Annotated in this window: 7 protein-coding genes; all 7 read left to right on the top strand. The window is 58.4% G+C overall.

The features are described from left to right. The first annotated feature begins 26 nt into the window (after nucleotides 1-26). The 7 genes from LHW45_00430 (at nucleotide 27) to tnpA (ending at nucleotide 14,377) form a co-directional block, all read left to right on the top strand. The gene (locus LHW45_00430; GenBank protein MCB5284051.1) at nucleotides 27-5,489 is read left to right on the top strand and encodes a C25 family cysteine peptidase; all 5,463 of its coding nucleotides are present in this window, start codon (nucleotides 27-29) and stop codon (nucleotides 5,487-5,489) included. A 351-nt stretch (nucleotides 5,490-5,840) separates the two neighbouring features. Continuing rightward, a complete protein-coding gene (locus LHW45_00425; protein MCB5284050.1) occupies nucleotides 5,841-6,521 on the top strand; it encodes a hypothetical protein in 681 nt (226 codons plus the stop codon). A gap of 482 nt (nucleotides 6,522-7,003) precedes the next feature. Further along, nucleotides 7,004-8,671 carry a hypothetical protein gene (locus LHW45_00420; GenBank protein ID MCB5284049.1) on the top strand — a complete coding sequence of 556 codons (1,668 nt, stop codon included), beginning with the start codon at nucleotides 7,004-7,006 and terminating at the stop codon, nucleotides 8,669-8,671. Then, nucleotides 8,668-9,789: a glycosyltransferase gene (locus LHW45_00415; GenBank protein ID MCB5284048.1), complete on the top strand. Its 1,122-nt coding sequence runs from the start codon at nucleotides 8,668-8,670 to the stop codon at nucleotides 9,787-9,789. Before LHW45_00420 ends, LHW45_00415 begins: the two co-directional genes overlap by 4 nt. Then, the gene (locus LHW45_00410; GenBank protein ID MCB5284047.1) at nucleotides 9,786-10,835 is read left to right on the top strand and encodes an undecaprenyl/decaprenyl-phosphate alpha-N-acetylglucosaminyl 1-phosphate transferase; all 1,050 of its coding nucleotides are present in this window, start codon (nucleotides 9,786-9,788) and stop codon (nucleotides 10,833-10,835) included. Before LHW45_00415 ends, LHW45_00410 begins: the two co-directional genes overlap by 4 nt. Continuing rightward, a complete protein-coding gene (locus LHW45_00405) occupies nucleotides 10,832-13,309 on the top strand; it encodes a T9SS type A sorting domain-containing protein (protein ID MCB5284046.1) in 2,478 nt (825 codons plus the stop codon). The genes LHW45_00410 and LHW45_00405 overlap by 4 nt, the downstream gene beginning before the upstream one ends. 591 nt (nucleotides 13,310-13,900) lie before the next feature. Then, nucleotides 13,901-14,377, top strand: coding sequence for an IS200/IS605 family transposase (gene tnpA, locus LHW45_00400; GenBank protein MCB5284045.1), 477 nt, complete (start codon nucleotides 13,901-13,903; stop codon nucleotides 14,375-14,377). The last annotated feature ends 216 nt before the right edge of the window (nucleotides 14,378-14,593 follow it).

Genomic DNA, 14,593 nt, shown 5'->3' with positions numbered 1-14,593 from the left:
ATATTCACACCTTTAGAGGTAAGCTAATGAAACACTTGATACTCCTGCTTTTGGCGGGACTTGCCGTGAGCTTCGTGTTTGCCGCGGCCGGCGAATACACGCCCACCCAGTTCAACCAGGCCTTTGCCATCACGGACAAAGCCGCCAACCATACCGACATCCGGTTCTCCCTGCCCCAGTTTGAGCTGGAACAGTCTGAGGTCGGAGGGGCGATCTACCAACGGATCATACTTCCAGGGGCCGGAAGCACGCTGGACAGCGGTTTTCCGGAATTGCCCACCCTCAGCGTGCACCTGGCCATTCCCCGCCGGGGCGGAGTTGAGGTTAGCGTGTTAAGCCAGGAGCAGAGCCAGATCCAGCAGTTCATGGCCTATCCGGTGCAGCAAGGCCAGCAGGAGGAAGCGCCCAAATCCTTTGTGATCGACGCCGCTTTCTATGCCGGCGGCACTGCCTATCCAGCCACCGCGGTGCAGTGCGGCGATCCCATGATCCTGCGCGATTTCCGTATTGTGAACTTGCTGGTGAATCCCTTCAGCTATGATCCCCAAACCCAGACGCTGACGGTGAACCAGGAGATCAACCTGAGGCTAAGCTACACCAGCGGTCCCGGACTCAACGAGTTGGATGGCGAACTGACAGCGGTTTCTCCCTCCTTTGCCAGGATCTACGAATCCATGATCCTCAACTTTGACGATTACCGCGACCTCATGTACAGCAACGTTCCGCCCCGTTTCCTGCTCATTTACGGAAGCAACTCCGACCCGGCCTTCACAACGGCCCTGAACGAGTATGTGCTCTGGAAAAAGCAGAAGGGCGCGGACGTTGATGTGGCCAGCACGGCTTCCGGCCAGGCCGGCAGCAGCACCACCACCATCAAGAACTACATCCAAAACGCCTACAACAACCCCGCCACCCGGCCGGATTATGTGATCCTGCTGGGCGATACCAGCGGCAGCTACACCATCCCGGCGGCTTCCGTGGTCAGCAACGGCGGCGGCGATTATCCCTACACGCATCTGGCCGGCAGCGACATCCTGGGCGACTGCTTCATAGGCCGCATCTCGGTGGAAAACATCTCCCAACTGCAAAACTTGCTCAGCAAGATATATCTCTATGAACGCGACGTAAACCTGGACACGGCTGACTGGCTGGACCGGATGCTGCTGGTGGGCGACACCGCCCCCTCGGGCATTTCCACCATGTACATCAGCAAATACATCAAGGAACGGGCGCTGAATGTGAACCCGGATTACACCTTCACGGAGATCTACAACAGCTCGCCCGCCGCCACCCAGATCAACGCGGCCATCAACCAGGGCGTCGGGTTTTACAGCTACCGCGGTTACATCGACTACTCACCGCCGTCGGAATCAGCCCTTTTCAACGCCTACAGGATTCCCCACGCCATCAACATCACCTGCGGCACGAACAACTACTGGAACGGCACTTCCGAGATGGAGCAGTTCATCCGCTACGGCACCCCGGCCGTTCCCAAAGGCGCCGTCACCGGCATCGGTATGAGCACTTCCAGCACGCATACGAACTTCAACAACGTGCTGCACGGCGGCATCTTCGGCGGCATCTTCCAATACGGGATGCGCACCATGGGAGAGGCCCTGCTGAACGGCAAACTATACATGTCACAAACGTATGGTGTCTCTTCTCCGGACAACGTGCTTAAGTTCACCCACTGGTGCAATCTGATGGGCGACCCCACCATGGAAACCTGGACCGGCATTCCCGATCATTTCAACGTTACAACCATGACCAGCATTCCGCTGGGCCTCAGCCTGCTGGACGTGAATGTGCTGAACGGCGCCAGCCTGCCGGTGGAGGGGGCATCCGTAACCCTCACCCAGAACGGCTCGATCATCAGCAGGGGCTATACGGACATCGAGGGCAACATCATCCTGATGCTGCCGCAAACGATGACCACCAACGACTGCGTGCTCACAGTTTCCCAACACGATTTCAAGCCTTTGCAGCAAACTTTGACCGTGGACAGCAGCGGTACCCTGGTGCCGGCCAGCATCGTTATCGATGATGACACCACCGGCGCCTCTTCCGGCAACAACGACGGCCTGGCCAACGGCGGCGAAACCCTGGAGATCCTTTTCGGGCTCACCAACACCGCTGCCAGCCCCATTTCCGGGCTTGGCGGCCAGGTCCACTCCAACAGCCCCTGGGTGACTTTCGTGGATTCCCTGGTTACCTACAGCGAGATCGCCGGCGGCGGGCTGGGCTTCAACGCCAGCCCAGTGGTGATGCAGATCGCGCCGAACGCGCCGCATGAGGCCATGATCCGCATCCACGTGTTGCTCACGGACGGCCAGAACCAAAGCTACGACATCTCGGAATTCATCCCCATCCACAATGCCAAAATGATGTACAACAACAGCCTGGTGACCAATGGCGGCAACCAGGTGCTCGACCCCAACGAAACCGCGGGCTTCACGGTAACGGTAAGCAACATCACTCCCACGGGAGTGACCGGGATCTGGGGCAAACTCTACAGCCTCAACGACCTGGTGGCGGTGAATGACAACACGGCGTGGTATGGCGATCTGCTGCAAAACGTGCAGGTGACGCCATCCACGGACATGTTCGAGCTCTACGGCCGGCCCATGCTGCTGCCGGGCATGCTGATCCCCATGCAGCTCAAGCTTTATAACGACGCCGGTTTCGAACAATGGCTGGGCTTCACCCTCACGGCCGGCGAAGTGGATGTGCACGATCCCTTGGGGCCGGATAGCTACGGTTATGTGATCTACGACGATACAGACACCTCCTACGAGGAATGCCCCGTGTACGACTGGAACGGCATCGCGCCTGCCGAGGGAGGCGTGGGCACCCTTTTGGCCATCTCCGACGCCTACACCAGCGGTGACGAGGGAGACCAGGTGGGCGCGGACGCGCTGGAAGTGGTGAATCTGCCCTTCCCCTTCCAATTTTACGGCATCATGTACAACCAGATCACGGTTTCCTCCAACGGCTTCATAGCCATGGGCGTTTCCGAGAATGCCGAATTCAGAAACTACCGCCTGCCCGGCGCCATGGGCCCCAATCCCATGATCGCGGCATTCTGGGATGACCTGGCCACCCACGCCGGGGGAGGTGTTTACACCTTGTACGACCACGACGAGCACGCCTTTGTGATCGAATGGTACAACATGAAAAACGGGGTGAACGGCAACAGCCTGGAAACTTTCCAGATCATCCTCTACGACCAGAGCGTGTTCGCCACCGCTTTGGGCGACGGCCCCATCAAGATCCAGTATCACACTTTCAACAATGTGGATTCATCCACAAACACCGGCCACCACGGCTGCTACTCCACCATCGGCATCGAGGACCACAGCGGCATGGTGGGCCTGGAATACTCCTACGGAAACACGTATCCCACAGCCGCTTCGCCTTTGGGTAACGAGCGCGCCATCTACATCACCAACATCCCCATCTATTACCACGAACCACATTTGCTGCTGAGCGAAACCTTTGTGGACGACGACAACGGCAACGGAGTCTGCGAGCCCGGCGAAACAGTCGAACTGGGCGTGCAGTTGCAAAACATCGGCAGCCTCACCGCTGAAGATGTGTCGGCCACGCTTTCCACCACCAGCGAGCATATCACCATCACGAACGCCACAGCTCAGTACTTTCCCCTTGTGGGTGACGGCTTCGGGGTCAACCGCGTTCCTTTCGTCTTCACCGTTTCGCCGGAATGCCCCAACGCCACGGTGCTCAACTTCCTGCTCACCATTACCTGCGGAGAATCCGTTTGGGAAAGGAGTTTCAGCCTGCGGGTGGACGCCTCCGTGCTGGTGTTCGAATCTTTCCTGATCAACGATGCCGACACCAATTTCAACGGCATCATAGATCCGCTGGAGACGGTGAAACTGGTGATCAACGTCAACAACCACGCGGCCGTTCAATCCCGCGATATCCAGGCCACGCTTTCCACCGCAAGCACGGATGTGGTGATCGCCGAACCGATCATCATCCTGCCGCTCATTGAGGCCAACGCCGTGATGCAGTTCGTATTTGAGCTGCAATTCGTGAGCACGTCCGCCCTGGGGCAGTACATCCCCTTCCAGTTCAATGCCTCCATCTCGAACGGCATGCCGTTGAACTCGAATCTGATGGTCCCCTACAACATGGCCAACATTTTCAACGATTTTGAGACCAACAGCGGCGGTTTCATTTCCGAAACTGGCTGGTCCTGGGGCACGCCCTCACAGGTGACCGCGTTTTCGGGCACCAAGCTGTGGGCGACAGGGCTCAGCGGCAACTACCCGGACTTGGTGAACTACGTGCTGGTGACCCCGCTCTACGCCATGGAAACCGGAGCGACCCTTTCCCTGCAGCACCGCTACGGTTTTGAGAATAACTATGACGGCGGCAACGTGGGCATTTCCACAAACAACGGCATGACCTGGAGCCTGCTCAACCCTCTGAGCGGCTACACGCACAGCAGCCTGGCCGGTTTGGGCGGCGAACCAGGATTTTCCGGGACCCTGGCCAACTGGCAGCCCGTGATCTTCGATCTCAGCCAATACGCCGGACAGCAGGTGCGTTTCCGCTTCCGCATGGGCTCCGACGGCGGCACTGGCGGCATCGGCTGGTTCATCGACGATTTTGAGCTCAGCGGCGTGAACCAGAAGACCGGATACTTGCACGGGACGGTGATCCCCACTTCAGACACCCCGGCCCCGGAGGCTTTGGTGATGGCCAGCAACTACTACGCCACCCATCCCGCTGCCGACGGTTCCTACCGGCTCTACCTGCCCAACGGCACCTTCAACGTGAATGCCACCCTGCCTTACCACCAATCCTCCAGCATCAACAACGTCCTGATCACCCCCGCCGATCCGGTGCACCAGGCCGATTTCACCCTCATCAACCTGCCCCAGCCGGCCAATGCCGGTTTCGCGGTTGACAACCTCACCGGTGAAGTGCTGCTGAGTTGGGAACCGCCCTACGATCCGGTGCTCCCGGTGATGAATTACCGCGTCTATAAAAAATTCAACACCGGACCCTTCGAACTGATCCAGCAAACCACCGGGCTTACCCACACCGACGTGATCTCGCTGCATGGAGACTATGCCTATCTGATCAGCGCTGTCTTCTACAACACGGAAGGCAGCCCCTCAGACACCCTGGCCTTCGAATTTCCCTACGTGGTGGAAAACATGGAAGACAACGCGCCGGAACTGTTTACCAGCCTCAATTCTAACTACCCCAACCCCTTCAACCCCAGCACCACCATCTCCTTCGATCTCGCGCGGTCCGGCAAGGCCAGGCTGAGCGTTTTCAACGTGAAGGGCCAGCTGGTGAAGGAACTTGTGGACGGTGACCTGGCCCCCGGAACGCACCGGATCACCTGGAACGGACTGGATGCCGGCGGACGTGGAGTCTCTTCAGGAGTCTATTTCTACCGCCTTGAGGCCGGGGACTATGTTTCCACCCGCAAGATGCTGATGATCAAATAACAAACCTCGCCTGCCCAACCCGGGCAGCGCTGAATATCCCAACCCCGGCAGAGCTGCCGGGGTTTTTTCCAAGCTGCTGTTTTGAGCCCGGCGCCAGCCTCCCTGAGGATGGCCGCATCTGGTGCGGGGATCGCGCGGGGGGCGGATCCAAAACCGGTCCCAGTCGAATCTGAAAGCAGGCGATGCCTGCATCGCGCTGAACAAGCCTGGGCAGGGGCAAGCGTCTGAACCCGTGCTCTGCCCAAGATGGTCTGCGGGTAAATCGGACCATGTGTCAAATAAACCTGTTCAAGAATATTTACTTTGCACGGTGGCAGAATCACTTATTCTGTCTTACAGAGGTTACAAGAGATGACAAGACTGTTGATAATGGCCACTTTGCTGGCTTCGCTTGGCGCCTGCTCCATCATGGACATCAGCATGCTGGACACGGCGGTGCCCCTGCAGGACAAAAACCTGGAGCTAACCCTGTATGAAAACCTGGGAGTGGACCTGGGCACCATGATGCAGAACAACGCGCAGGACCAGAACTTGGGCGGATGGCTCATCACCGGGTTCAAGACTGGATTGAGCGTGTCGCCCGGGTTTGACCTGACCGGCCGGATCTACACTTCCGGCTTCATGGTGGGAGGTAAACTGGGTGCCAAGCTACTGGTGGGAAATACAGACTTCAACTATCTGGCTTTGGCGCCCTCTTTGACAGCGCTTTCCAGCAACGGAACCGCTGAGGGACACTCGAAGTACTCGTCACTTGGGGCTGAACTGGCCTTTCTCTCCTCCTGGGAAGTGAAATCCTGGCTGGTCCCCACTCTGGGTGCGCGGGTCAGTTATGACAACCTGGTTCGGAAAAGTAGCAGTAACCCGGCGGGTGAAACCCAAAATCTGGTGCACGGAAATGTATCCGGAAGCCTGAGGCTGAATCTGGGTCCGGTGATCCTGCATCCCGAGCTGGGTATGGAGGTGGTGCCCTTCGCCGGCGGGGGTTTGGGGTTTTTTCCCACCGGTTCGCTGGGCCTGGGATTGGTGTTCTGAGCATCGCCTGAACCCCAAAAGCGGCGGCAGGGAGTGTGGCCAAAGCGCACACGACTGCGGAAGTATATGAAAAAAGGCTCTCTGTCTATCCAAGTGGGTAACAAATAAAAAAAGAGGCTTTCTTTCAAGTGGTGCGGCGCTCAACCAGAAGCAGCCCGGAGGGCGACAGAACCATAGCGAGGGCGCGTAAGCCCCTCGCTTCACGACAAACTGAATTTGTTCATTTTTCCCCCAAGCCCAGCCCAGGCTCACAAAATATTGAGCCTGGGCTTGGGGGTTGCTTACATGTGTGACCAACTCTCCTGACGAGGGGTTCCGATCGCTACGCTCACTCCACGCCCTCGCTTTAGTTCTGTCGCCCTCCGGGCTTTACCCACCCGGTTTGAAAGAGAGTCGGAAAAAGTGGTAACCGACGATTTTGCTTGACACATAGTAAAAAGGGGAATCTATGGTCTTAAAAAGAAATTGGCGGTAAGCTGCGCATGATCTCGATCTTCATCGACTACAAGCTGGCGAGGTATCAGCACGAGATAAAGTACGCCTTCAGCTTCATCTTTCAGACCCTGGGCTACGGTTTCTGCTTCATTTCGGACACCGGCCAGCTGAAGGACAACGACATCCTCTTCATCTACGGCTACACCGATCCCACGGTGGAAGAGCTGAAGGGGATCGCGCGCCATTTCATCACCATTTTCATCCAGAGCGAGCCGGACCTCTTCGACCCCAAGAGCATGAATCCGGACAAGCTGCGCCGTGGCCTGAAAACCATCAAGCTGCTCTCGCAGACGCCGGTGATCAGCGCCCGCAGTTTTTCCTATCCCGCCGAAAACTATTCCGAAAGCGAAGTCCACGCCGGCAAGATCAATTTCGACCTCGTGGGCAACGTCTTTTTCCATCTGGCCGGCCTGGAAGCGCAGATCGATCCCACCCGCGACGCCGACGGCTGCCATCCGGACGAGGCCAGCCAGCTCAATTCCCACCGCGACACGCCCTATGTGGACAACCTGCTCTGGCTGATCGACAGCATGATCAAAGAGCACACCCGCGCCAAGGGCATCCACATCGTTCAAAAGCAGTACTGGCCGCAGGCCCAGGAAGGCGCGGCCCTGCTCTCGCACAGCGTGGACAACCTGCAGAAATGGAACTATTCAGAGCTGTTCCTCTCCGTGGGCAGCGACCTCGCGATGCTCTTATCCTTCAGTTGGCGCCAGCTTTTGCACAGCATCGGCAGCAAATTCCGCTTTCTCTTCACCAATGTGGAACTCTACTGGAATTTCGGGGAATACCGCCAGCTGGAGGAAGATTCCGGATTCCGCAGCGTTTTCTACATCGCCCCGGAAAAGAACGAATACATCAACTACAATCTGGATGACGCCGACCTCCAGGAAGAGATCCAGCAGCTCACCCGCGCCGGGCACGACGTGGGGCTGCTGCTCGCGCCGGACAAGCCCACCCGCGACGAGTTCGTCTCCCGCAAGCAGATCATGCTGCACCAACTGCGCAAAGACCAGATCGGCATCCGCCAGCTGCATTACCGCTCCAGCGATGCCCTGCGCGACCTGCACAACAAACTGGGCCCCTCCCACAGCCAAAGCACCGCCCGCAGGGACACTCCCGGCTTCGTGAGCGGGGTCAGCGTTCCCTACCAGCCCTGGATCGGAGGCCTCAAAGCCAGCTGGTGGGAGCTTCCCACCGTCTATCACGACGCCCATCTGCGCGTGGGCCGCTATAAAACCCTGCAGCTCGAGCCGGCCAAACACCTGCTCAAGAAGTTTTTCCAGGCTGCCCTCCGCACCCGCGGCATCTTCGGGATCGACCTCAACCTCGCCTCCTATGCCGACATCCCCTATGTGAAAAAGCTGTACGCCTACGCGCTGGCCCTGCTGAAGGCCGGCCGCGTCTGGGTGCCCACGCCGGCTGAACTCACCACCTGGTGGGACAGGCGCAACCGCGTGACGATCGAAGAGAGCGATTACGAGATCAGCATCTATTTTCCTGATGAAATGGAACATTTCGCCCTGCAGGTGCTCAACGAGGACAAGATCCGCGAAGTGGACGGCCTGCCGGCCCGGGTGGAAGGAAACATGGTCCACTTCACCGGAGTGCCCGCGGAGGCGATCGCGGTGATCAGACTTAATCGGGAACCGTGACCAAACTGCTCCATCTGCAATTGCTGCCGCTGCTTTCCGGCGTGCAGAATTTCAGCCTGCACCTGCTGGACGGCCTGCCCCGCGACGAATTTGACATCTACGTGGCCAGCGCCCCCGGCGGGGATTTGGTCGAGGCGGTGCGCCAAAGGGGCTACAAACACATTCCGCTGCGTTTCCTGCGGCATCCCATCTCGCCTCTGGACGCCGCGGCACTGGCCGAGCTGCTGCTTCTGCTGCGCCGCCACCGCTTCGACATCGTGCACACCAATTCCTCCAAACCCGGTCTGCTGGGTCGTTTGGCCGCCAGGCTCTGCCGGGTGCCGCTGATCTTGCACACCGAGCACGGCACCGCTTTTCAGGAGGGCCAAGCACGCCTGCGGCAGCAGCTGTTCCGGCACCTGGAGAAAGCGGGCAACGCGCTGGGGCACAAGGTGGTCTTCGTTAACAATTCTGATCGCGCCAAATGCCTGGCGCTGGGCCTTCTGCCGCCGGAACAGGCCCTCACAGTCAACAACGCCCTGCCCCCGGACCAAGCGGAAAAACTGGCCCGGATCGCCGCCGCGCGGAAGCCAGACCCCGCCAAACAGGATTTCGTGATCGGTTCCACCCTGCGTTTCACCGCGCAAAAGAACGTGGTGAACATCACCGGCGCCGCTTGCCAGGCTTGCGCGCGGGAACCCAACCTGCGCTTCATCCTGCTGGGCGATGGCGAATATCTTCAGCTTTGCTGCCGGATCGTGCACTCGCACGGTCTGAACGAACGGATCCTGCTGCCTGGCTGGGACGCGGACGTCGCCAAATGGCTGCCGCTCTTCGACGTTTTCCTGCTCTATTCCCGCTGGGAGGCCCAGCCTTTCAGCATCATCGAGGCCATGCACGCCGGCCTGCCCATTTTGGGTTCGGACATTCCTTCCATCCGGGAACTGGTGAATCCCACCTGCGGCTGGCTGGTCCCACTGGATGACCAAACCGCCCTGATCGACCGCATCGCGGCCATTTCCCGCGACCGCTCCGGCGCTTTCCAAAAGGGACAAACAGCGGCCCAAACCATCGGCGGGATCTGCTCTTACGAACAGATGGTGGCCGGCTATCTGCGGCTTTACCGGGAGGGAGCGTGAATCTTGATATGGCGCTGCCCATCCTCTTGCTGAGCTTGGGCGTTCATCTGCTCACGCATCTGTTGGTGCCGCTGAACATCAGGTTTTCCAAGCATTTCGGCATCCTCGCCCAACCCGGCGAACGCAAGATCCACACCCAGGCCATTCCTGAGGCGGGCGGGCTCTCTTTCGCCCTGCCCCTGGTGCTGGCGCAGGGAGCGCTGGGGCTGATTTTACTGCCGGACTTGCTGGGGACAATGCTGCTGCAACTGGCCGGAGTGGAGCTGATAACATTGTTCCTGGGCGTTCTGGACGACCGCCACGGCACCCGCGCCGGGCTGAAATTCCTGCTGCAGCTGTTGATCGGCGTGGTGATGTACGCCATCGGATTCCGCGTGGCTTCGCTCACCAACCCCTTCGGCGCGGAATTCGTTCTGCACTGGGCCTCTTTCCCCGTAACCCTGCTCTGGTATCTGGTGGTGATGAACGCCATCAACCTCATCGACGGCATCGACGGCCTGGCCAGCGGAGTCTGCGTGATCGTCTGCGCGGTGCTGCTGAGCGTGGGCATCAAGGAACAGAACCTCATGGTGACGGCGCTTTCAGCCTTTCTGCTGGCCGGCAATCTGGCCTTTCTGCGCTTCAATTTCCATCCCGCGAAGATCTTTCTGGGCGATACCGGCGCGCTGTTCAACGGGCTGGTGATCGCGGCTGTTTCCACTGCCGGGACGCAGCAGTACAAAGGCATCACCTCGATGACGCTCATCATTCCCCTGGCCGTGTTGGCAATCCCGCTCATCGACACAGCCCTGGCGGTTTTCCGCCGCCTGCGCCTGGGCAACATTTTCGTGGCCGACAAAGCCCACCTGCACCATGCCATGCTGGGCTTGGGCCTTTCCCAAAAAGCCATTGCGCTCACCGGCTACGTTGTAACCCTGCTCTTTGGCCTCATCGCCATCGGCTTTTCCTTTTCCACCAAGCGCATCCTCTTCTCGGTACTGCTCGGTCTGTTGGTGCTGGGTGTGGTCTTGGCCTACGTCCTCATGCGGCAAGGGAGAAAAAAATGAAACGGATTTTATTGATAGTGCTGCTCGCGTCGGTATGCCTGATGCTGAGCGCCACCCGCTGGCAAACGATCACCAACCTCAGCCATGTTTACGATTTTGTCCCCCTGGGGGACTGGGATACCTATTTTTCCACCTGGGGTGGCGTGGTGCATTCCTGGGGCGGGAACGGAGAAGTTCCCGCGGGGCAGGAGATCCTAACCACCGCGGAAGGCCTGGCCTCAAACGACGTGCGCACCCTGGCATACATCGCCCTGAACCAGAGCCTCTGGGTGGGAACCGCCGCCAACGGCATCACGATCGTCACGCCACAGGGTGTTCAACAGTTGAATGCCTCTCTGGGCCTGCTTTCCAACAACGTGGTCAAGATCGTGGAACAAGGCGCCAACATCCTGGTGGCGACCAAGGCGGGCCTGGCCTCCTACTACTATCTGGAGGGGATCAATTTCCCCCTTTTGCTGCACAAATACACCACTCAAACCACCCCCGGCCTGCTGGCCGATGCCATCGACGCCATGGAACTGGCCTCCACCAACTATCTGTATCTCAGCAGTGCCGGAGGCGTCAATTTTGTCCATCTGGACTCCCTGGATGTGGATTCCGCCTGGCACAGTTTTGGCGATTTTCCCGGCGGCAGCGGCAGCCAATACAAACTGGCCGTGCGCCCGGGCCACCTCACGGTGGCAGGCCCGCTGGCGGTTTACACCCGTTCCGACGATCCCTGGACCGGCACTTGGAAAACCTACAGGCAGGCGGATGGATTGCTTCTGGAAACGATATCCAGCGCCGCTTTGGACGGCCTGGGCGCGTTGTGGGTGGCCTACGGCAACTGGAACGAGGATTTCCTCAGCTATTCCCGCAACGCCGACACCCTGCTCACCCGGATCGACAGCGCCGGCAATGTCCGCCACTGGTCTGAGACCGAAGCCAACCTCGGCGCCAAAAGCATCGGTAAAATTGTCACCCATGACGAGATGATCTATCTCTGCAGTTGGGGCGACGGCATTTTTTCACAGTGGGAAGGCACCACCACCAGCGATTTTAACTGGCAACATGACCTGCCCAATTCCATCGGCTTTCCCAAGATCTCCGGCATAGCCACCGACGCCGCCCACGCCGTCTGGTTCGGCAGCGGCGCGCTCAGCGCTTTGCCCCTGCGCAAGAGCACCTTGGGCGCCAGCAAATACTTGGATGGCGTCTGGCAAACATTCACCATTGCCAACAGTCCCATCCACACGGACAACATCTACTGCGTGGCGGTTGACAGCCACGACCGTAAATGGTTCGGCACCTACGACGTGAACGACAACAGCCCCGAGGGCTGGAAATTCGGAGTCACCATCTTCGACGAAGCCATCCCCAGCTGGAAATATCTGGACCGCGAGGGCATCCATCTCTGGGATGCGGAGCTGGGCCGATACGGACCCGCGATCACCGGTTCGGCGCAGCTGCTGGGCAACACGGACCTGAGCATCACCCAGGACCGGCACGGCAACATGTTCGTGGCCTGTCTGAACGACGGCTTCAGCGTGCTGGACCCTGATGACAACCTCATCGCCGAATTTACCATCCCGAACAGCGTTTACCAGCGCTCGATCTACTGCTATCACAATGGCAGCCAATACTTTATCGGCACCTACAACGACCGCGGCCTGGTGATCTGGAACCATGATTCCATTCCTGAAACCGACGGCCCCCACTGGATCATTCCCGATCCACCGGAACTAAGCAACTGCGAGGTTTACGGCGTCGTGAGCCTGAACAGCGCCTACGAGGGCATCCAGCACTGGATCGCCGCCAGCACCGGGCTCTTCATGTGGGATGAGGCCGACTGGTACAAGTGGGATACCTCGATCAAGCGCTTCAAATTCAACAAAGTCACCCGCGTTTGGGAGAATGACATCCTCTACTACGTTGACGAAGAGCGGCTCTACGGCTCGGTGCGCACCACGCCCACCGCCATCTATCTCGATCCCTTCAACCGCGTCTGGATCGGCAGCCTGGAGCACGGCATCAGCATGTATGATCCTGATACCGAACGCTTTACGAACTACTATCAGGAAAACTCGCCCCTGCTTTCGAACTATATCACCGCCCTGGGTTACCAGCCCGTGGAAGGCACTCTGCTGATCGGCACTCCGGAGGGCCTGAACACCCTCAAGATCGGCATCGCGGAAAAACCGGAGGCCGCGCTGGAAAACCTGGTGATCTACCCCAATCCCTTCCGTCCCGCCGAGCGCGGTTCTGTGATCATCCGCAACCATCCCACGGAAACCCTGCCCCGGGGCCTCAACCGATGCCGGATCTACGATTCCGCCGGCACCCTGGTGCGCGTTCTGGAGGAAAACGAGTTCGCCCGCTTCGAGTGGAACGGCGCCAACGCCGCAGGCAAAGCCTGCGCCAATGGCATCTATTTCGTGGTGGTGAACGACGACAAAGGCAACCGGAGGACGGGCAAGATCGCGCTGCTGCGGTGATGGCAGTATTGGATATATTACAGTCAAACCTTGGGTGTATGCTGTATAGCGGTTATACTTGATACAAAACCTTGATTAAGACGGAAGGCGGTGGCTTCAGCCACCGCACAATAAAACGGCGGCCAAACAAGACGATGTCCGGTTGGCTGTGGCCACCAATGAAAACAAATACTGATGGCTGATGCTACAGCAACACGGCTGATCGTCGCCAAACCAAGACGGAAGGCGGTGGCTTCAGCCACCGTACCAGAAAGCGGCACAACAAAATAGACGATTTCCGGTTGGCTTCAGCCACCGGCATTGGCTTGATGGATGTTGCTACAACCTCACAGCCAGATCGTCGCCAAAACAAGACGGAAGGCGGTGGCTTCAGCCACCGTACCAGAAAGCGGCACAACAAAATAGACGATTTCCGGTTGGCTTCAGCCACCGGCATTGGCTTGATGGATGTTGCTACAACCTCACAGCCAGATCGTCGCCAAAACAAGACGGAAGGCGGTGGCTTCAGCCACCGTACCAGAAAGCGGCACAACAAAATAGACGATGTCCGGTTGGCTTTAGCCACCGGCACCAAAACGATTGGAGGATATAATGTCCGGCTCAACCAGCAGCTTCCTGCTCTATCATCTCATCTTTTCCACCAAGAACCGGGCCCGGACCCTGCATCCGGCGAAACGACCGGCCTTGTTTGCCTATATGGGCGGCATCATCAAAAAATCCAGTGGCATGCCGGTGCTGATCAACGGCGTCTGGGACCATGTGCACATCCTGGCATTTTTGCCGCGACACATTTCCCTGTCCCAATCCGTGCAGGCGATCAAGGGCGGCAGCGCCCACTGGTTTAACCAACAGGATGAAAACCACATACATAAACTGAACTGGCAGGAAGGCTACCAGATCTACACCGTGAGTGGATCTCAACTGGAGCAAACCAAGAACTATATTTTCAACCAGGAGGAGCATCACCGCGAGACCAGCTTCGAAGATGAGATGAAACGCTTTGAAGACAAGTCCGGGTCTTATTTGCGGCCGGAGACCTGGGCTAAATATCCAGATTCGGCAGAGTGAATTGCCGGAGCTTGAAAGCTCCGGACATCGTCTTTTTCGGATCGCCTTGTCTGTTTACGGTGGCTGAAGCCACCGCCTTCCGTCTTTATTGAGATTCAAGATTTCACACTGACGCCAATGATGTCAACAAGTTGGCAACAAACCCCATCCAGGCAGGGGAAAAGACTATCTGCGGTCAATTTTAACCCTCGGATCCTCATCCAGAGCCACAACGCA

It is taken from the genome of Candidatus Cloacimonadota bacterium (genome assembly GCA_020532085.1).
Classification (GTDB): Bacteria; Cloacimonadota; Cloacimonadia; order Cloacimonadales; family Cloacimonadaceae; genus Syntrophosphaera.
This window is presented reverse-complemented; position numbering and strand designations above follow the sequence as displayed.

Bases quoted from the DNA above. Each gene is read 5' to 3' on its own strand.
- LHW45_00430 (MCB5284051.1), top strand. From the start codon at position 27: ATGAAACACTTGATACTCCTGCTTTTGGCGGGACTTGCCGTGAGCTTC.
- LHW45_00425 (MCB5284050.1), top strand. From the start codon at position 5,841: ATGACAAGACTGTTGATAATGGCCACTTTGCTGGCTTCGCTTGGCGCC.
- LHW45_00420 (MCB5284049.1), top strand. From the start codon at position 7,004: ATGATCTCGATCTTCATCGACTACAAGCTGGCGAGGTATCAGCACGAG.
- LHW45_00405 (MCB5284046.1), top strand. From the start codon at position 10,832: ATGAAACGGATTTTATTGATAGTGCTGCTCGCGTCGGTATGCCTGATG.
- tnpA (MCB5284045.1), top strand. From the start codon at position 13,901: ATGTCCGGCTCAACCAGCAGCTTCCTGCTCTATCATCTCATCTTTTCC.